General features: G+C 60.8%; 14 protein-coding genes and 1 pseudogene. 8 read left to right on the top strand and 7 right to left on the bottom strand.

Annotated elements, in window-relative coordinates; genetic code table 11:
* Positions 1-655: 655 nt before the first annotated feature.
* Both AACV02_RS12655 and AACV02_RS12650 read right to left on the bottom strand, forming a co-directional pair.
* Positions 656-1933, bottom strand: a complete 1278-nt coding sequence (locus AACV02_RS12655) for an ATP-binding protein (protein WP_119739972.1) — start codon at positions 1931-1933, stop codon at positions 656-658.
* Positions 1934-2641 carry a winged helix-turn-helix domain-containing protein gene (locus AACV02_RS12650; RefSeq protein ID WP_106580465.1) on the bottom strand — a complete coding sequence of 236 codons (708 nt, stop codon included), beginning with the start codon at positions 2639-2641 and terminating at the stop codon, positions 1934-1936.
* A 157-nt stretch (positions 2642-2798) separates the two neighbouring features.
* Between AACV02_RS12650 and AACV02_RS12645 the strand changes: the two genes are divergently transcribed.
* On the top strand, positions 2799-3998 hold the full coding sequence (locus AACV02_RS12645) for an MFS transporter (RefSeq protein WP_119739970.1): 1200 nt from the start codon (positions 2799-2801) through the stop codon (positions 3996-3998).
* On the opposite strand, the gene AACV02_RS12640 is transcribed toward AACV02_RS12645, so the two are convergent.
* Positions 3954-4556 (bottom strand): tRNA-(ms[2]io[6]A)-hydroxylase, encoded by a 603-nt coding sequence (locus AACV02_RS12640; RefSeq protein ID WP_119739968.1) that lies wholly within the window; start codon positions 4554-4556, stop codon positions 3954-3956. The genes AACV02_RS12645 and AACV02_RS12640 overlap by 45 nt on opposite strands.
* A gap of 157 nt (positions 4557-4713) precedes the next feature.
* Between AACV02_RS12640 and AACV02_RS12635 the strand changes: the two genes are divergently transcribed.
* A complete protein-coding gene (locus AACV02_RS12635) occupies positions 4714-5577 on the top strand; it encodes a universal stress protein (protein WP_119739965.1) in 864 nt (287 codons plus the stop codon).
* 121 nt (positions 5578-5698) lie between these two features.
* Here the strand turns inward: AACV02_RS12635 and AACV02_RS12630 are convergent.
* Positions 5699-6141: pseudogene (locus AACV02_RS12630) on the bottom strand (DUF1289 domain-containing protein).
* A gap of 396 nt (positions 6142-6537) precedes the next feature.
* Between AACV02_RS12630 and acnB the strand changes: the two are divergent.
* Positions 6538-9147 (top strand): bifunctional aconitate hydratase 2/2-methylisocitrate dehydratase, encoded by a 2610-nt coding sequence (gene acnB / locus AACV02_RS12625; RefSeq protein WP_106580470.1) that lies wholly within the window; start codon positions 6538-6540, stop codon positions 9145-9147.
* 140 nt (positions 9148-9287) lie between these two features.
* On the opposite strand, the gene AACV02_RS12620 is transcribed toward acnB, so the two are convergent.
* The 3 genes from AACV02_RS12620 to AACV02_RS12610 form a co-directional block, all read right to left on the bottom strand.
* On the bottom strand, positions 9288-10934 hold the full coding sequence (locus tag AACV02_RS12620; RefSeq protein ID WP_119739963.1) for a SulP family inorganic anion transporter: 1647 nt from the start codon (positions 10932-10934) through the stop codon (positions 9288-9290).
* Complete coding sequence (locus AACV02_RS12615) at positions 10924-11541, bottom strand: ParB-like protein (protein WP_106580472.1); 618 nt, start codon at positions 11539-11541, stop codon at positions 10924-10926. Before AACV02_RS12615 ends, AACV02_RS12620 begins: the two co-directional genes overlap by 11 nt.
* Before the next feature lie 141 nt (positions 11542-11682).
* Complete coding sequence (locus tag AACV02_RS12610) at positions 11683-12960, bottom strand: serine/threonine transporter (protein WP_119739961.1); 1278 nt, start codon at positions 12958-12960, stop codon at positions 11683-11685.
* 283 nt (positions 12961-13243) lie between these two features.
* Here AACV02_RS12610 and AACV02_RS12605 point away from each other — a divergent pair, with 283 nt between their 5' ends.
* The 5 genes from AACV02_RS12605 (at position 13244) to AACV02_RS12585 (ending at position 18791) form a co-directional block, all read left to right on the top strand.
* Positions 13244-13858 (top strand): TetR/AcrR family transcriptional regulator, encoded by a 615-nt coding sequence (locus AACV02_RS12605; protein WP_119739959.1) that lies wholly within the window; start codon positions 13244-13246, stop codon positions 13856-13858.
* Between the two features lie 181 nt (positions 13859-14039).
* A complete protein-coding gene (locus AACV02_RS12600; RefSeq protein ID WP_119739957.1) occupies positions 14040-14564 on the top strand; it encodes a cysteine hydrolase family protein in 525 nt (174 codons plus the stop codon).
* Positions 14565-14658: 94 nt separating this feature from the next.
* On the top strand, positions 14659-15609 hold the full coding sequence (locus tag AACV02_RS12595; protein ID WP_119739955.1) for a 2-hydroxyacid dehydrogenase: 951 nt from the start codon (positions 14659-14661) through the stop codon (positions 15607-15609).
* A 91-nt stretch (positions 15610-15700) separates the two neighbouring features.
* On the top strand, positions 15701-17593 hold the full coding sequence (locus AACV02_RS12590) for a pilus assembly protein TadG-related protein (protein WP_119739953.1): 1893 nt from the start codon (positions 15701-15703) through the stop codon (positions 17591-17593).
* A gap of 130 nt (positions 17594-17723) precedes the next feature.
* Positions 17724-18791 carry a phosphotransferase family protein gene (locus AACV02_RS12585; RefSeq protein ID WP_119739951.1) on the top strand — a complete coding sequence of 356 codons (1068 nt, stop codon included), beginning with the start codon at positions 17724-17726 and terminating at the stop codon, positions 18789-18791.
* Positions 18792-18797 lie beyond the last annotated feature (6 nt).

Below are 18797 nucleotides of genomic sequence, written 5' to 3'. Positions count from 1 at the left end.
CGTGGTTTAACGGGGCGCCTGAGATCAAAATCAAAAGCAAAGCACGGCGGCCTAGTAGCCGACCTGAGTGGTAGAAGCAAAAGCAAAGGCGAGGCGGCCTGACAGCCGACCTGACCTTGAAGGCTGAACTCAACCAAAGGTGGGAACTGGCTTGCCTGCGATAGCATCAACCCGGTGTACCTGATACACCGAGTTGCCTGCATCGCAGGCAAGCCAGCTCCCACAGAAAAGCCAAGCAGTGCGGTGCTTGCAGCTGAACGCGGTCAACTTGTGGGAGCGGGCTTGCTCGCGAAAGCGGTATGTCAGTGACACATGAGCTGACTGAACCACCGCCTTCGCGAGCAAGCCCGCTCCCACATTTGGATTTCTGTGAGTCAGATAGATGGGTGTCGTTTGTACTCGGTCAAAAGTGGGAGCTGGCTTGCCTGCGATAGCATCAACCCGGTGTACCTGACACACCGAGGTGCCTGCATCGCAGGCAAGCCAGCTCCCACAAAAAAGCCAAGCACTGCGGTGCTGGCAGCTGAACGCGGTTGAATTGTGGGAGCGGGCTTGCTCGCGAAAGCGGTATGTCAGTGACACATGAGCTGACTGAACAACCGCCTCCGCCAGCAAGCCAGCTCCCTCCTGTGCATCGCTGATTCCACGCCAAGTCTTACTCGGCATACGCCCAGGTCATTCGAAACGACGCTCCGCCCCACTCCGAATCCAGCACTTCCACTTGTCCGCCATGCCACTGGCTGACCCGTTTTACCAATGCCAGGCCCAGGCCGAAACCGCCGGTGCGGCGGTCGCGGCTGGCGTCGAGGCGCAGGAAGGGTTCGAAGATCTTTGCCCGCCCGTCCATCGGCACACCAGGGCCGTCGTCATTGACGCACACTTCGTAACCGCTGCCAAAGCTGATCAACGACACTTCAACACGGCGCTCGGCGTAGCGAATGGCGTTGCGCAGCAGATTGATCACGGCACGCGCCATAAAGCGTGGTTCGATTTGGATAAAGTCGACCTCACAGGTACGCAATGACAGCTGCACACCCGCCGCCTCAGCCTCCAGGGCCACGCTGCCGATCACGCTGTCGAGCCAACTGTGGGCCTCGATGTTTTCGCGGGTAACCTGGGTGGCGCCGCGTTCCAGGCTGGCGTAGGTCAACAGTTCGGAAACCATTTCCTCCAGTTCGCCCAGGTCGGCGTACATGTCGGCGATCAACTCACGGCTCTGTCGCGGGTCGGCCTGTTGCCTGAGTTGATCAAGCTCGAACGACAAGCGCGCAATCGGTGTGCGCAGTTCGTGGGAAACGGCGTTGGTCAGTTCGCGCTGGTTGGCGATCAGGCTTTCGATGCGCTCGGCCATCTGGTTGAAGTGCCCCGCCAGCTCGCGCACGGTGGAACGGCGCGGCAGCAGGATGCGCGACGCCAGGTCGTTGTCGCCAAAGCGTTGCGCGGCCAGCCGGATATGCTCCAGGTCGCGCCAGTGCGGGCGTACCCAGAAATACAGGACGATGGCCAGGCACAAGCCGAGAAAACCATAGGCCCACAGGTACAGCCACTTGGGCTCTTCCGGCAGTTTGATCTCCAGCAGTTGCGGCCCGCCGTCGATATTGGTCAGGAATTCCATGAAATCCCCGCGCACCACCAGCAAGCCGTCGGCCAGCAACTGCTGTTCGCGCTCGGTCAGCGCCTGGGTGTCGCTCTGCACCAGCTTGAGGCGCAAACCATAATGGGGCTGCAGTTCGTCCAGGCGCGCCTGCCGGGCCTCGCCGTGCAAGGGCCGCAACTGCTCCACCAAGCCATAGGCCGGACCGCGCAGCGCCTCACGGTTATAGGTTTCGTTGGCCTCGGGCAGTAACTCGTCGAAGGTGTAGTTGACCAGCCAGATCGCGCCCGCCAACCCCAGCGCCAGGATCACGTACAGGCGCAGAAACAGCCGCAGCATCTAAACCTCCCACGCAAATGGATTGAACAGATAGCCCTTGCCCCAGATGGTCTTGATGCACACCGGCTCACGCGGATTGTCATTGAGTTTGCTGCGCAGTTTGCTGATGTACACGTCGACGCTGCGGTTCAGGCCATCGAAGGCAATGCCGCGCATGCGGTTAAGAATGTCATCGCGCGAGAGGATCTTGCCCGCGCTGCTGGCCAGCAGCCAGAGCAGTTCAAATTCCATGGTGGTGAGGTCGATCTTGTCACCGCCCAGGCTGACCACCCGGCAACTGCGGTCAATCGCCAGCCGGCCAAACTCCAGCGAGCCGCGCACGGTGGGTTCGGGCACCTGGCGACGTTGCAGCGCACGCAATCGCGCCAGCAGCACCGGAGGTTTTATGGGTTTGATGACGTAGTCGTCGGCACCGGACTCAAGGCCGAGGATATGGTCCAGGTCGTCTTCCTTGGCGGTCAGGATCACGATGGGTGTGTCGGACAGGTTACGAATCCCGCGACACACGTGCAGGCCGCTCTGGCCCGGCAGCATCAGGTCGAGCACGACGATTTTCGGCTTGAAGTCGAGAAATGCGGCCAGGGCTTCGTCACCGCGGTGAACCACCCGCACCTCGAAACCGTGTTGCGACAGGAAGTGCGCGATCAGCCCTGCCAGCTTTTCATCGTCCTCAACGAGCAGGACCTTGCCCAGACCCAGGTTTTCCATAAATTCTCAGTGTGGCTGCGCGGATTGAAGTGCAGGCATTATAGGTGGCAAGCTGCTCAACAGAAGCCGCTGGCCATCAGTGACCGACCAAGCTTCATGCTTTTAAGAGTTTTTAACAAATAGCCTGCAATCTTTAACGCCATTCACAGGGAGTTGTATGCGCAAGGATTACCTGGCGTTCTTTGTTTCGCTGTTTCTGTCGCGGCTGGCGGACCAGATTCTGCTGTTTATCGTGCCTCTGATCGTGTTCCAGACAACTCGGAGTGTGTCCTGGGCGGGCCTGGCGTTTTTTGTCGAGTCACTGCCGCGTTACCTGGCCTTCCCGGTGTGCGGCGCGGTGTGCGACAAAGTCTCACCGGTGCGCATTCTGCATATCAGCCAGGTCTACCGGGCGCTGGCCTGCGTGGTGGCCGTGGCCTTGTACGGCGTGTTCGACGGCATTTACTGGATCGTCATGCTCTCGGCGCTGTGCGGCGTGCTGACCACCCAGGGCATCATGGCGCGCGAAGTGTTGATGCCGCATATTTTCAAGCAGTACACCTACGCCAAGACCCTTTCCTATTCACAAATCGCCGACCAGAGTGGCCTGGTGCTCGGCCCACTGCTGGCGGCGCTGATGCTTGAAGTCTGGGCCTGGCATTGGGTGGTGCTGGGGGTTGCCGGGCTGTTTGTGCTGGCGGACCTGGCCATGCTGCTGTGGCAGCGCACCAGCGCGGTGAGCCTGCCAACCTTTGAGCAGCACCGGGACATCTGGCTGCAACCGCTGCGCATTGCCTTCGGGCATATCCGCACGCTCGCCGACTTGAAACGGATCATCACCCTGGCGGTGGGCGTGAATCTGATTATTGGTGTGACGCTGGCCACGTCGGCGGCGATGGTCACCGGCCACTATGGCGCTGGCAAGGACACTTACGCCCTGCTGCAAGCCGCGGGCGCCGTGGTGACGATCGGGATTCTGTTTTACCTGGCGCGCGCAACCTTGCCGTTGAAGGTACTGGGCGGCCTGTCATATTCGATGATCGGCGTGGGCGCGCTGATCACGGCCATCAGCCCCGGCGTGTGGGCCTATACCCTCGGGTTCCTGCTGATCACCGGCTTCGACAAGATGTTTAACGTGTACCTGCGCAGCACCCGTCAGCGCGTGATTCCGGTACAGGATTTTGGCAAAACCGTGGGCGTGATCACGCTGCTCAACAACCTGTCGCAGCCATTGGCGGGTTTGCTGATTGGCGTGCTGGCGGCGCCGCTGGGCACACAAACGGTAATCCTGCTGCTGACCGGGATCACCGCACTGCTGGGCGTGGCCGTCGCCTCAGGCTGGCACGCCACTGTGAAAGCGGAACTCGATGTCGGGTGATTCGATCAGTTCCTGCTCGGTCGCCCTGACCCGCTCGATCACCTGGGCGATGTCTTTGGCGTCGCCGTACTGGTAGGCCAGTTTCAAGTAACCCTGGAAGTGCCGCGCCTCGCTTTTGAGCAGACCGAAATAGAACTTGCCGAGTTCTTCGTCCAAATGCGGCACCAGCGCTTCGAAACGCTCGCAACTGCGCGCTTCAATGAAGGCGCCGACCACCAGGGTGTCCACCAGTTTGACCGGTTCATGGCTGCGCACCACTTTGCGCAAACCCGAGGCATAACGGCCCGCGTGCAGTTGGCGCAGCTCGACTTTGCGCTTTTTGATCAGGCGCATGACTTGCTCGTGGTGCACCAGCTCTTCGCGCGCCAGGCGCGACATCATGTTGATCAGGTCAACATGCGCGTGGTACTTGGCAATCAGGCTCAAGGCGGTGCTGGCGGCTTTGAATTCGCAGTTCTTGTGGTCGATCAGCAGGGTTGCCTGATCGGCCAAGGCAGCCTGGACCCAGGCGTCGCGGGTGCGGCAGCCGAGGAATTCGTGGATTTCGGGCAGGTTCATCGGGCTCACGGGCAAATAGATCACAAAAGGGCGCCGATTATACCGACCCCGCCGCAGACCACCAGCCACTGGCTTTGATGTGCATCAACATGACGTCTGGCGGGCAGCAACTATAGTTGTGCAAGGCCCCTTTTATTGCGTCTCTGGAGATCCGTCCATGCAAGCTATCCGCAGCATCCTGGTGGTCATCGAGCCCGAGCACTCGGAAAGCCTGGCGCTCAAGCGCGCCAAGCTGATCGCCGGGGTCACCGGCGCGCATCTGCATTTGCTGGTCTGCGACAAAAAACACGAGCATTCGGCGCTGCTGAGCCTGCTCAAGTCCGGCCTGCATGAAGACGGCTACAGCGTGACCACCGAGCAGGCGTGGAATGAGAGCCTGCATGAAACCATCATTGATGTGCAGCAAGCCGAGGGCTGTGGGTTGGTGATCAAGCAGCATTTCGCCGATAGCCCCCTGAAAAAGGCCTTGTTGACGCCGGCCGACTGGAAGCTGCTGCGCTATTGCCCAACGCCTGTGCTGCTGGTGAAAACCTCGACGCCCTGGGCCGACAAGGTGGTGCTGGCGGCAATCGATGTGGGCAACAACGACACTGAGCACCAGGCGCTGCACAACACCATCATTGATCACGGCTTTGAAATTGCGAGCCTGGCCAAGGCGCAATTGCACGTAATCAGCGCCCATCCTTCGCCCATGCTGTCGGCGAGTGACCCGACGTTTCAGCTCAAGGAAACCATCGAGGCGCGCTATCGCGAGCAGTGCAAGACGTTCCAGGCCGAGTTCGATATCGACGACACCCATTTGCACATCGAAGAAGGCCCGGCAGATGTATTGATTCCCCATGCGGCGCATAAGTGGCAGGCGGCGGTGACGATTATCGGCACCGTGGCGCGCACCGGGATTTCCGGAGCATTGATCGGGAATACGGCGGAGGTGGTGCTCGACGAGGTGCAGAGCGATGTGCTGGTGCTCAAGCCGCAGGAACTGATGGATCATCTGGAAGCGCTGGCGACCAAGGCGTGACCCACTGAAAATCCCTTGTAGGAGCGGGCTTGCTCGCGAAAGCGGCGGATCAGTCAATTAATTGATTGCTGACACTTCCTGTTCGCGAGCAAGCCCGCTCCCACATTTTTGCTGTGCGGTGTCAGCCAGCAAATGCATCGTTGAGGAACCCCGGGGCTATATAGCGCTGGTAGTGCGCCTCCGAGAGGATAAAAAACTCCCGATCAATCGCATCGCGCAGCTCCGGCAGCGCCCAGTCGCGAAACTCTGGCAGCAGCACCATGCCATAGGCTTCCAGGTTGGAAATCACCCGTGCGCCCCGGGCGATCAATTGGTAGGCCCAGCAGTACTCGGACTGGTGCGGCACAAAGCGAATCTTGCGCTGCTCCAACTGCCCGCGCAGCCTCTTGGGGTCGAACACTTCGAGTTTACCGGCCATCACCTGCACCAGCAGTTGCTCGAGCCGCAGCCATACCGCGCGCTTTTCTTCCTCGTTATAGCCATTCCACAGGATCACTTCGTTTTTTTTTTGTAAACCGTGGAGCACAGGCCGACGCAGGGGGTCTTGATGGTTTGGTTGGGCATAGGCAACGACACACAAATCCGCGAAACAATGCCGCATGTTAGCCCTTTGTCTAAGGTTGATCACCCAGCAAACTTGGTTAGGCAACTTACCTTTAGATTTTTTTTGCCGTAGAATCATCCGGCCTTGTAAGGCGCCAATAATCCGCTGGAAGCTGTTTTCAAAGCGTCACGAGCACAGTCGTTCCTTCAGAACGGTGTTGGCGATGGTTATTACCCGGTAGGTAATTGCCAGCGCCAACCCTCATCAGCTCCGTTCTGCAGGCGTAAAACTTTGAAAGCAGCTTCTGTGAGGAATGCCGGCAGCGCTGGCTTTGCGGCCCAAAAAGCCCCCGAGCGCATGCGTGCCGTTCATTTCTGGATGAGCGTCCCGTGGGACCACTGATGAGGGTAATAACTGTGCTTGAAGCCTACCGCAAACATATCGAAGAGCGTGCAGCACTGGGTATCGTTCCCCAGCCGCTTAACGCCGAACAAACCGCAGGCCTGGTCGAGCTGCTGAAAAATCCCCCGGCTGGCGAAGAAGAATTCCTCGTTGACCTGATCACCAACCGCATTCCACCAGGCGTTGACGAAGCTGCCTACGTCAAGGCCGGTTTCCTGTCTGCCCTGGCCAAGGGCGAAGCCACTTCCCCCCTGATCGACAAAAAACGCGCTGTTGAACTGCTTGGCACCATGCAAGGCGGCTACAACATCGTGACGTTGGTCGAGCTGCTGGACGACGCCGAGTTGGCGCCTGTCGCTGCCGCCCAACTCAAGCACACCCTGCTGATGTTCGATGCGTTCCACGACGTGGCTGAAAAAGCCAAGAACGGCAACGAGCACGCCAAAGCCGTGCTGCAATCCTGGGCTGATGGCGAGTGGTTCAAGAACCGCCCTACCCTGGCCGACAAGATCAGCCTGCGCGTGTTCAAGGTCACCGGCGAAACCAACACCGACGACCTGTCCCCTGCCCCGGACGCCTGGTCCCGCCCTGACATCCCGCTGCACGCTCTGGCCATGCTGAAAATGGCTCGCGAAGGCATCGTGCCGGACGAGCAAGGCAAGACCGGCCCGATGAAGCAGATCGAAGAGATGCGTGGCCAAGGCTTCCCGATCGCCTACGTCGGTGACGTGGTCGGTACCGGTTCGTCGCGTAAATCGGCGACCAACTCCGTGCTGTGGTTCTTCGGCGACGACGTTCCTTACGTGCCGAACAAGCGCGCTGGCGGCTTCTGCTTCGGCAGCAAGATCGCTCCCATCTTCTACAACACCATGGAAGATGCCGGCGCACTGCCAATCGAATTCGACGTCACCAACATGAACATGGGCGACGTGATCGACCTGTACCCGCATGCTGGCAAAGTCTGCAAACACGGCACCGATGAAGTCCTGACCACCTTCGAAATGAAGACCCCGGTGCTGTTGGACGAAGTCCGCGCCGGCGGCCGTATCCCGTTGATCATCGGCCGTGGCCTGACCGAGAAGGCACGTGCCGAACTCGGCCTGCCGCCTTCGACGCTGTTCAAGCTGCCGGAAGCACCGGCTGAAAGCGACAAGGGCTTCACCCTGGCGCAAAAAATGGTGGGTCGCGCCTGCGGTCTGGCAGAAGGCAAAGGCGTTCGTCCTGGCACCTACTGCGAACCGAAGATGACCACCGTGGGCTCCCAGGACACCACCGGTCCGATGACCCGTGACGAACTCAAAGACCTGGCGTGCCTGGGCTTCTCGACCGATCTGGTGATGCAGTCGTTCTGCCACACCGCGGCTTACCCTAAGCCGATCGACGTGACCACCCACCACACCCTGCCTGACTTCATCATGACCCGTGGCGGTGTATCGCTGCGTCCAGGCGACGGCATCATCCACAGCTGGCTGAACCGCATGCTGCTGCCGGACACCGTCGGCACCGGTGGCGACTCCCACACCCGTTTCCCGATGGGCATCTCGTTCCCGGCCGGCTCCGGTCTGGTCGCGTTCGCCGCAGCCACTGGCGTCATGCCACTGGACATGCCGGAATCGATCCTGGTGCGCTTCAAAGGCAAAATGCAACCGGGCATCACCCTGCGTGACCTGGTTCACGCCATTCCTTACTACGCGATCCAGGCTGGCCTGCTGACCGTAGAGAAGAAAGGCAAGAAGAACGCCTTCTCCGGTCGCATCCTGGAGATCGAAGGCCTGAACGACCTGACGCTGGAACAGGCTTTCGAGCTGTCCGACGCCTCGGCTGAACGTTCGGCAGCCGGTTGCACCATCAAGCTGTCGAAAGACTCGGTCACCGAGTACCTGAACTCCAACATCACCCTGCTGCGCTGGATGATCGGCGAAGGCTACGGCGATGCACGTACCCTGGAACGTCGCGCCCAAGCGATGGAAGCCTGGGTTGCCAACCCTGAGTTGATGGAAGCCGATGCCGACGCGGAATACGCCGAAATCATCGAAATCGACCTGGCTGAAATCAACGAGCCGATCCTCTGCGCACCTAACGACCCGGACGATGCCCGTCTGTTGTCCAGCGTTGCCGGCGAGAAGATCGACGAAGTGTTCATCGGTTCGTGCATGACCAACATCGGTCACTTCCGCGCTGCCGGTAAGTTGCTGGAACAGGTCAAGGGTCAGCTGCCAACCCGTCTGTGGCTGTCGCCGCCGACCAAGATGGACGCTCACCAACTGACCGAAGAAGGCTACTACGGCATCTACGGCAAGGCTGGCGCGCGCATGGAAATGCCGGGCTGCTCGCTGTGCATGGGTAACCAAGCACGCGTAGAACCGAACTCGACCGTTGTGTCGACCTCGACCCGTAACTTCCCGAACCGTCTGGGTGATGGTGCCAACGTCTACCTGGCCTCGGCTGAGCTGGCGGCAGTGGCTTCCACGCTGGGTCGCCTGCCGACCGTCGAAGAGTACATGGGCTACGCGGCCAAACTGGACACCATGGCCAGTGACGTCTACCGCTACCTGAACTTCGACCAGATCGCCGAGTTCCGCAAAATCGCAGCAAGCGCCAACATCCCGGTGATTCAAGCCTAAGGTGTGTTGATGTAGCTACACCGGGTAAATCAGCGCCGCGTATCGCAAGGTACGCGGCGTTTTTTATGCCGGGCATACAGCCATCACAAAACACCTGTGGGAGCTGGCTTGCCGGCTCCCACACTTGACGCTTTGCACACTCAGGACGGGTGCCGCAGCGCCAATTGCACAGCGCCATCAACGCTCAGACCACTGAGCAAGACCTGTGGCGCAAGCGCCTCCGGCAAGCCTTGCAGCACTTCCAACGCCTCATGCCGCACGCGCGCCAGCACCAAACGCTTGCCCTCCCCGCGCACCTGCGCGAAAAACGCCGCCAGCGCTTCGATACTGGTGCCATCCAAATCCGGAGATTCTTCCAGGCTCAGCACCACCGCCTCCACCGGCGACTGGCGCATCAGGCGCAATGCCGCACCCAGGATGCGCTCGGCATTCGCGAAAAACAGCGCCTCGCTGGGCCGTACGATCAATAGACCTGGCACTTGCACGGCATCGGCGTGGTGCTCACGATCGACAAAGTCATGACTGTCACCCAAGCGCCCCAGCACCTGGATATCAGCCGCCGACATCTGCCGCAGCATCAGCACCACGCTGATCGCTACCGACACCAGCAAGCCATCTAGCACGCCCAACACCAGCACCGCCGCCACGGCACAGATCACCAGCAGACGATCGCGCCGCCAGAGAAAATAACGCCCCAGCGGCTGCAGGCTCAAACCACGGCCCAGCGCGTAGATGACGATGGCGGCAAGCACCGGCTCCGGGGTCAGCGCGACATACGGCAACACTGTCAACACAATCACCAGCACCACCAGCGCGGCGACGATTCCGGCCAGGCGTGAACCGGCACCGGCGGCCTCATTGGCCGACGTCGCGGAATAGCCGGCACCGGCCGGCATGCCGTGAAACAACCCAGAGATCAGGTTGGCCGCACCCAGCGCGAGCAAGTCGCGGTTGGACGACACGCGATCACCGTGTTTAAGCGCGAACGAGCTGATAGAGCCGTAGGACTCCGCATACAGGATCATCACCAAAGCAAACGCCAACTCCCCCAGGCGCAGCCAGTCGGCAAACGGCAGCACCGGCAAATGCCCCAACTCAAGACGCAGGTCGATCAGGCCGATCAGCGCCACGCCATGGGCCTGCAAATCCAGGTACTGCCCGGCAACGATTCCCAGAATCACCACCAGCAGCCCACCCGGCAGACGCGGAATACGCGCGCACAACCACAACACCATCAACGCGACCGCCGCGACCATCGCTGCCGGCCAGTTCCATCCAGGCAGTTGCTCTATGAGTTGCGGCAGGAAGCGGATCAGGTTGTTATCGGTCAGGTGCACGCCGACGACGCTGGCCAACTGCTTGAGAATGATGGTCAGCGCCAGGCCGAAGGCAAACCCGCGCAACACCGGCTTAGCGATAAACGAAGTCACGCCACCGAGCTTGAACAGCCCGGCCAACAGGAACAGCACGCCAGTGATCAACACCAGCCCGAATGCCAAGGCCAGCCTCAGCGCCGGATCACCACCCGCCAGACTGGCGGTGGCGGCCGCGAGTACGGCTGCCGAGGACGATGTGGCCGAGACAATCGCAAACCGGCTGGTGCCGAACAGGCCGTAGCACACCAGCCCGGCAAACAGCGCAATGACCCCGGCCTGCGGCGGTAGCGCGGCGATACTGGAATAAGCCACGGCCTCCGGCAGCAGCAAACCGGCAATGGATAACCCGGCGAGCAGGTCCTGGGTGCGATTGGGTGGCGCGGCAACGGGGTCAACTGTTTCAGTTTTCAATCGGCCCGACCCATCCCGGCAAATAACGTGCTTCCTGGCTGCGCGCCAGGCCCATGGCCTTGCTCAACAGCTTGGCGTTCGGCTGGCTGACCACGTCGCTGCCGATGCGGCTGCGAAAGAAGTCCGCCCACAGAAACTCGCTGAACGGCGTCGCGTCCTTGGCGTAGCCACCCGCCATGCGCAACAGGCCTGCCAGGCTGCGGTAGGGATCGTCCTGCAGGTCGGTAATCTTGCGCGGAATGGCTTCGTAGGTTCGACGCAAGCCACGCGCGTCGTAGGGATGCACCCACTGATTGAACGCCATGACATTCCAGAAAGTGCTGCGCTCCACAAACGACAAGTCCTTGAGCATCAGCAACGAAACACTCTTGACCTCTTCCAGCAGCAGCGCCAGGCCGAAATGGTGGTGATCGGTGATGTAATAACGCTCGTCCGGCCCCAGCACGCAAGGAAACCAGTGCTTGTCGAGCGCGGCGGCGCGCTCCTTGCGTTTGAGCCTGGTCCAGGCTTCGCGCTTGGTAGCGACTTCAGCCATGCCGACGGTCAATTGCGTCGGATGCAGTTTTTCCAGTTTGCAGGTAATCAGTTGCGGGCGCGGCCGTGCCATGAATCTCTCCACAGGAAATGACTATGCCGACAGCTTAGTCCTCATTGCCTGCCCGGGGTCGAGACTCGACAGGTTTTCCAAGGCCAAAAAAAGACCGATTCGCGGAGTGCGCGAATCGGCCTTGGGCAGCGCAGCTCGGTGTCAGGACAGCAGCGAGTAGACCAGCGCGGTAATCGCGACCAGACCAACAGCAGTGACAAACACATTGGACGCCTGCCCGCGGTACTTGGCCATGGCGGGCACTTTGCGGATCGCATACATCGGCATCAGGAACAGGATCGACGCAATGATCGGCCCGCCCAGCGTCTCGATCATGCCGAGGATGCTCGGGTTCAGCGTGGCGACGATCCAGCACACCACCAGCATGAAGGCGGCGGTCATGCGGTCCAGGGACTTGGCCGCCGGGCGGCGACCGGTCTTGAGCACCAGGCCCTTGAGGCCTTCACTGGCACCGATGTAGTGGCCCAGGAACGACTTGGCAATCGCCACGAACGCAATCAACGGCGCGGCGAAGGCGATGGTCGGGTTGTCGAAGTGGTTGGCCAGGTACGACAGGATCGACAGGTTCTGTGCTTTCGCTTCGGCCAGTTGCGCCGGCGTCAGGGTCAGTACACAGCTGAACACGAAGAACAGCACCATCACCACCATCAACAGGTGTGCGCGGCACAGGATCTGCGAGCTGCGCTCATCCGCGTTGGCACCGTACTGGCGCTTCTGGTCCACCGCAAAGGCCGAGATGATCGGCGAATGGTTGAACGAGAACACCATCACCGGAATCGCCAGCCACAGTGTGTTGAGCAACGCAGACGGCGCCGGTACTTCACTGGCGGTGCTGAGAATGCCGCCGGTCCAGTGCGGGATCAGGTACACGGCCAGAAACAGCAACGCGACGATAAACGGATACACCATCAGGCTCATGGCCTTGACGATCACTTGCTTGCCGCACCGCACTACGGCCAACAGGCCAAGGATCAGCACAAACGCCAGGATCGCGCGCGGCGGCGGCATGATGTGCAGCTGGTGCTCCATGAAGCTGCTGACGGTGTTGGTCAGGGCCACGCTGTAGATCAGCAGGATCGGGAAGATCGCGAAAAAGTACAGCAAGGTGATCAGTGCGCCGGCCTTGAGACCGAAATGCTCTTCGACCACGTCGGTAATGTCCGAACCTTCACGGCCGGACAGGACGAAACGGGTCAGGCCACGGTGGGCAAAGAACGTCATCGGGAATGCCAGCAGCGCCAGGATCACCAGCGGCCAGAAGCCCCCGAGGCCCGCGTTGATAGGCAAAAACAAAGTACCGGCGCCGATGGCGGTGCCGAACAGGCCAAGCATCCAGGTGGTGTCCTGGCGGCTCCAGCGTGTGAGGGTTGCAGGTGTCGTTGCATAGCGTTCGTCGACGCTATTGGCCTGATCATTCATCCGGTCGGATCTCCGCATTTCCACAGCCGGGACGAGTCAGAAAAACCTGACAGGCAGCGCCCCGACCATAACAAGCGCGCGATTGTCCGGGATTCTCCTGAATAAGCAAAGACTTAGCTGAGGAACGGTGGCCTTGGACAGATCAGTCGTGGTCGCTGCAGGCAGCGGTTCCAGAGGGCTGCAGCGCCGTCGAGATAATACATGCCCAAACAAATCTATTTTAGAATCGCGGGCTTTGCTGTACTTTTCAGGCAACGCCCGCCTTTATTCTGAGAGCCCTGTCATGCCTCGCGTGTCCCGCAAACAAGCCGAACTCAACCGTGAAATCATCGTGGAGGCCGCCACGCACCTGTTTCGCGAGCGCGGCCTGCACGGCATCAGCCTGGCGGACGTGATGGCCGCCGCCGGGCTGACCCACGGTGGTTTCTACGGGCATTTCGCCTCCAAGGAAGCCTTGGCCAACGAAGCCTGCCAAAAGGCCTTTGAGCATTCAAACCAGGGCTGGCAGGACAAGGTCGAGCGCAGTGAAGACCCGCAATCGGCATGCGAGGCCATCTTGCGCCACTATTTTTCGGCCACCCACCGCGACAATCCCGGTGATGGCTGCCCGATATCGGCCTTTACCCCGGACATGTGCCATGAGCCCGCCAACACGCAACTACAGCGCACCTTCATTGCCGGTGTTGAACGGTCGCTGGAGATCTTTGCGCAGTTTCAGGCCCAAGACCGCCAGGCCATGCTGGCCAACTACGCGATGATGATCGGCGCCGTCACGCTCGCTCGTGCGACGCGCGGCAGTAGCTTGTCGGACGAATTTCTGGAGGCTGCACGAAATACGCTGCTACCCGAGGCGAAATCGACCGCGCCCGTTGACAGCCCTGCGCCCGTCCCAGCATGATCGGGCCATGAAGCCTATTCAGCTGCACCTCACCTGCACCACCACCACGACCGCTTATGGCGGGTCGTGCGGTTGCTGTGGGTGCTTGAGCTAAAACACCCGGATTCAACCCAAGGCCCCGCCAGCAATGGACGGGGCCTTTTTATTGCCCCGCCCTCTGGCCACTGCAAGGAGCAAGACCATGGCAAACGCCCTGCTGATCATCGATATGCAAACCGGCTTATACGATGGCCCGGACAAACCTTTCCAGCGCGAACGGGTACTGGAGAACATCAACCAGCTGATTCAGCGCGCCCGCGCAGTCAACGCGCCGATCTTCGTCGCCCGCCACACCGGTCCGGCGGGCTCGCCGATTGAAGCCGGCAGCCCGCTCTGGCAGCTGTGGCCCGGCCTGGCTGTCGACGAAGCCCGCGACCACCTGTTCAATAAAACCCGCCCCAGCTGCTTTTTGGGCACTGACCTCGCCCGGCAACTGGCGGCGGCGCAGGTAAATGAACTGGTGATCGTGGGGATGAAAACCCAGTTCTGCATCGACACCACCTGCCGAGTCGCCGTGGAACTCGGGTTTTCGGTGATCTTGCCGGAAGACAGCCACACCTGCATGGACACCCCGGCGTTGTCGGCCGAGGCGATCATCGCGCATCACAATGCGACCCTGGCCGGGGCGTTTGTGAAACGGGTGAAAGCGCACAGCATCGCGTTCTAACGGCGTCTATGTGGGATTTTTCTGGCCGAACAAAACGTTCTGTCTTACAAATCCCGCATACTCACCTCTCAAACCCTTCAGGAAGAGCCTTCCGATGTCCACCACTGTTCTGGTCCTGGTTGAAACCATCAACGAATACCTGCAAATCATCGAGAGCAACGACTTTCACGTGATTCTGGCGCCGACGCCGGCCGAACGCGCCCAGGCGATCAAGGCGCATGGCGGGCAGATCAAGGCCGTGCTGACCCGTGGCCCGCTGGGGCTGTATGCCGAGGAAATCGCCGCATTGCCCTTGCTCGAGATCATCTGCGTGATCGGTGCCGGTTACGAGCATGTGGACCTGCAGGCGGCCAGCAACCGCGGGATCGTCGTCACTAACGGCGCCGGGGTGAATGCGCCGTCGGTGGCCGACCATGCCATGGCATTGCTGCTGTCGCTGGTGCGCGGCGTCCCCCAGACCGACGCGGCAGTGCGTCGCGGCGAATGGCCGAAGGTGATGCGCCCGTCCCTGGGCGGCAAGCAATTGGGCATCCTCGGGCTCGGCGCAGTGGGCATGGAAATCGCCAAGCGCGCGGCACTCGGCTTCGGCATGGAGGTGAGCTATCACAACCGCCAGCCCCGCGATGACGTGGACTACACCTATTGCGCCACCGCCGTGGAACTGGCGCGCACCTCGGACTTCCTGATCCTGGCCACCCCCGGCGGTGCAAGCACCCGTCACCTGATTGATCGCCACGCCCTGGATGCGCTGGGGCCGAACGGCTACCTGGTGAACATCGGGCGCGGCAGCGTGGTAGTCACGGCGGACCTGGTGGCGGCCCTCGAGCAACGGCGAATCGGCGGCGCGGCACTGGATGTGTTCGACGACGAACCCAAAGTGCCGGACGCCCTCAAGCGCCTGAGCAATACCGTACTCACCTCCCACGTGGCCGGCCTGTCTCCCGAAGCCGCCCACGATACGGTGCAGCGCGTGGCCGATAACCTGGTGGAGTACTTTGCCGGCCGCCCGGTGCTTACCCCGGTGACGCTGCCGCCGCGCAACTAGTAGCGAATAGCCAGCGCCGACGTGAAACCTGACTACACTGCTTTGCGGGGATGCTCAGGACGTCGGTGCATGACCGGCGAAGGATCGCAGAATGTTTGGCCACGGACTCGGCCCGGCCCGCCAGCGCGGCGCCATCGGTTTGATCGGCGCGGTGACCCTTGGGGTTGCGCTGTTGTTTCTATTGCTGGTCGTCGACAGCGGTCGCTTGTACCTGGAGAAGCGCAAGTTACAGCGTGTGGTCGACACAGCAGCGCTCGAAGCGGTCAGCCGCAGCGGCACGTGCGCGGCGCCCAATAACAATGCGGCCCTGTTTGCGACTCAAAGCGCCGCGCGTAACCACTTCAACATTGACGACAATCGCACCCTGGCAGTTGGCTGCGGCACCCTGGCCACGGGTGCTGACTTCATGCGCACCTTCAGCGCCGACCCGGCCAAAACCGATGCTATCCGTGTCATCGCCACCCATCGTGTGCACACCAGCCTCGCCCATGGCTTACTCACGCTGTTCTCGGCTCAACCCCTCAACATGATGACGCTCTTGAGCGCCACGGCGGTCGCTGCCGCGCCAGCCCCGACAGTGGCGTCACTCACCGTGCGCAGCACCTTGTTGACCGTCGACAGCACCAAATCCGTGGCCCTCAACGCCTTGATCGGCGGCTTGCTGGGCGGCAAATTGCAGCTCGACGCGGTGGGCTGGAACGGTTTGATCAATACCAATATCAGTCTGCTCAAGTACTTGGATGCCTTGGCCATCCGCCTGAACGTCAGCGCCGGCAATTACGATCAGTTGCTCAAGACCGACGCCACCGTCGGCCAACTGATCCAGGCCGCCATCGACGTGCTCAAGCTCGGTGGAGATGCGATCACCCTCGTCATCAACAACCTCGAAGCCATCAAGCTGATTGCGCCGGGTACGCAAATCCTGCACTTGGGCGACCTGATCAATATCCAGAACGGCACTGACAAAAGTGCGCTGGATGTGAACCTGCAACTGTTTAACCTGATTCAGGGCTTTGTGCAGTTGTCGAACAAGGCCAGCGCCGTTGCCGTTGAGCTGCCGGTGGATGTGCTGGGGCTGCTCGGCGTCACCGTCTCGACCAAAGTGATCGAGCCTGGGCAACTCTCAAGCATCGGCGACCCGAAGAACATCGCCACACAGCCTATTTATGTGCGAACCGCGCAAGTGCGCACATTGATTTCGGTCAGGCTGCCGATCGTCACGCTGGTCAATAACGCGCTGGGAGGCGTGGTGCAGGCGTTGAATGAGGTACTGAGCGGCTTGTTGGGGCTGCTTGACCCCAATTGTTGCCTGGTCACCAGCCTTGAGATCGGCGACACACTCGACATTGCCCTGGAGGCCGCCGGTGGCAGCGCCAAGGTCACGGATTACAGGTGCGACAGTGGCAAAAAATCATTGTCGGTGCTCGGCGAAACCTCGGCCCTGCACGTGATGATTGGCCAGGTTGATCCGAAAAACCTGTTTTCATCCACCCAAACGCTGCACGTCGACGAGTACCCGGTGGTGGATATCGGTACCAAGACCTGCAAGCGCGGCACCGGCGTCTGTGGCGACCGGCAAGCCTTCGCGGCAGGCGGGCTGGGCGTGCGTGTCGACAGCGATGTGGCCCGGACCGAACGCGCGCACACCTACACCAACCCGCCGGCGGTCAATCTGCCCCCGACGTATTATCAATTCGCTGCCTCGAACGTCGTCAGCAGCCTTAAAGAAACGCTCACCGGCATCCAACTGATCAACCATCCACCGAAAATCGCCAGCCTGTTGGGCGCCGTGCTGGGCCTGGTCACGGGCCTGCTCAATGGCTTGCTGTCAATGCTTGGGGGCGTGATTGGCGGGGTACTTGGGCCGCTTCTCGACCCCATCGTCAATAACCTGCTCGCCGGCCTTGGCATTGACCTGGCAAAAGTCGAAATCGGTGCCAACCTGTCCTGCAACCCCGCTGGCCGGGCGATGCTGGTGATTTGAGCGCATCAGGCCCGCTGATCATCATCCAACACGCTAACCTATTAAGCCGCCCCGACCTTGTCGCTGGACGGCGGTGCGCATTAGATTAGCCAATAGTCCAAGGCCTTTAGAATAAGCAGAAGGGATAAGCATGGCGCTTAACGACCAATCGACCCAGATTCGCCCAGGCGAAGAACTTGATGCCAGCCTCATCGATCCCTACCTCAAGGCGCATATTGCGGGCCTGCACGGCGCGGTCAAGATCAGCCAGTTCCCCGGTGGCGCGTCCAACCTGACTTACTTGCTGGAATACCCGGACCGGGAATTCGTGCTGCGCCGCCCGCCCTTTGGCCACAAGGCCAAGTCCGCCCACGACATGGGCCGCGAATACCGCATTCTCAACCAGTTGAAAGATGGCTTCCCGTATTGCCCCAAGGCCTACGTGCATTGCACCGATGAGTCGGTGATCGGCGCCGAGTTCTACGTGATGGAGCGCGTCAACGGCATCATCCTGCGCTCCGACTTGCCCGCTGAACTGGGCCTGGACGCCACCAAGACCGAGGCGTTGTGCAAAAGCTTTATCGACAAGTTCGTCGAACTGCACCAGGTGGATTACGCCGCCTGCGGCCTGGCCGACCTGGGCAAGCCCGAAGGGTATGTAGCGCGTCAGATTCGCGGCTGGAGTGATCGCTACGAGAAAGCCCTGACCCCAGATGCCCCAAGCTGGGAGAAAGTGCGCGCCTGGCTCAACGACAAGATGCCGGCCGACCATCCGACCTCCAGCATCGTGCACAACGACTACCGCTTCGACAACGTGATCCTCGACCCGCAAAACCCGATGCAGATCATTGGTGTGCTGGACTGGGAACTCACTACGTTGGGCGACCCGCTGATGGACTTGGGCAACACCCTCGCCTACTGGATCGAAGCCGCCGACCCGGCACCGGTGCAACTGATGCGTCGCCAGCCAAGCAACGCCCCCGGCATGCTGACCCGCCGCCAGTTCGTCGATTATTACGCCGAGCGCTCGGGCATTCAGATCGACAATTTCGACTTCTACTACACCTATGGCCTGTTCCGCCTGGCCGGCATTGTGCAACAGATCTACTACCGCTTCTTCCACGGCCAGACCCAGGACAAACGCTTTGCGCAGTTCATCCACATGAACAAGCTGCTGGAGCAAATGAGCCTGAACGTCATCGCCAAATCAGCCCTCTGACTGCAA

Source organism: Pseudomonas sp. Larv2_ips, from assembly GCF_963879675.1.
GTDB lineage: Bacteria > Pseudomonadota > Gammaproteobacteria > Pseudomonadales > Pseudomonadaceae > Aquipseudomonas.
Note: the sequence above shows the minus strand (reverse complement) of the source record. Positions and strands in the feature narration are given on the sequence as shown.

Bases quoted from the DNA above. Each gene is read 5' to 3' on its own strand.
- AACV02_RS12640 (WP_119739968.1), bottom strand. From the start codon at position 4,556: ATGAACCTGCCCGAAATCCACGAATTCCTCGGCTGCCGCACCCGCGAC.
- AACV02_RS12590 (WP_119739953.1), top strand. From the start codon at position 15,701: ATGTTTGGCCACGGACTCGGCCCGGCCCGCCAGCGCGGCGCCATCGGT.
- AACV02_RS12595 (WP_119739955.1), top strand. From the start codon at position 14,659: ATGTCCACCACTGTTCTGGTCCTGGTTGAAACCATCAACGAATACCTG.
- AACV02_RS12585 (WP_119739951.1), top strand. From the start codon at position 17,724: ATGGCGCTTAACGACCAATCGACCCAGATTCGCCCAGGCGAAGAACTT.
- AACV02_RS12635 (WP_119739965.1), top strand. From the start codon at position 4,714: ATGCAAGCTATCCGCAGCATCCTGGTGGTCATCGAGCCCGAGCACTCG.
- AACV02_RS12615 (WP_106580472.1), bottom strand. From the start codon at position 11,541: ATGGCACGGCCGCGCCCGCAACTGATTACCTGCAAACTGGAAAAACTG.
- AACV02_RS12645 (WP_119739970.1), top strand. From the start codon at position 2,799: ATGCGCAAGGATTACCTGGCGTTCTTTGTTTCGCTGTTTCTGTCGCGG.
- AACV02_RS12605 (WP_119739959.1), top strand. From the start codon at position 13,244: ATGCCTCGCGTGTCCCGCAAACAAGCCGAACTCAACCGTGAAATCATC.
- AACV02_RS12655 (WP_119739972.1), bottom strand. From the start codon at position 1,933: ATGCTGCGGCTGTTTCTGCGCCTGTACGTGATCCTGGCGCTGGGGTTG.
- AACV02_RS12650 (WP_106580465.1), bottom strand. From the start codon at position 2,641: ATGGAAAACCTGGGTCTGGGCAAGGTCCTGCTCGTTGAGGACGATGAA.
- AACV02_RS12610 (WP_119739961.1), bottom strand. From the start codon at position 12,960: ATGAATGATCAGGCCAATAGCGTCGACGAACGCTATGCAACGACACCT.
- AACV02_RS12600 (WP_119739957.1), top strand. From the start codon at position 14,040: ATGGCAAACGCCCTGCTGATCATCGATATGCAAACCGGCTTATACGAT.